Below are 342 nucleotides of genomic sequence, written 5' to 3' on the forward strand. Positions count from 1 at the left end.
GCTTCATCCAGAACGCCAAGGACGAAGATTCAGTCCCGCGCGACTTCGACGTGCCCTTTGCCCACACCCCGGCCTTCGTTGGCAGTCATGTCGACGGCTATGACAACATGGTCAAAGGCATTTTGGAGCACTTCTGGAAAGGTCAGGAGCGTACGCAAATCGAAGGAACCATCAACATCATTCCGGGCTTCGACGGCTTCTGCGTCGGCAACAACCGGGAGCTCAAGCGCCTGCTCGATGTAATGGGCGTGTCCTACACATTCATCCAGGATGCCTCTGACCAGTTCGATACGCCTTCGGACGGTGAATACCGCATGTATGACGGGGGCACGAAGATCAACG

1 protein-coding gene is annotated in these 342 nt (G+C 56.1%); it reads left to right on the forward strand.

The annotated features are described in order from the left end of the window. Positions 1–342, forward strand: a 342-nt coding sequence (locus EN807_RS33555; protein ID WP_281405256.1) for a nitrogenase component 1, incomplete at both ends; no start/stop codon positions are given.

This window comes from Mesorhizobium sp. M5C.F.Ca.ET.164.01.1.1, from assembly GCF_004792125.1.
GTDB lineage: Bacteria > Pseudomonadota > Alphaproteobacteria > Rhizobiales > Rhizobiaceae > Mesorhizobium > Mesorhizobium wenxiniae.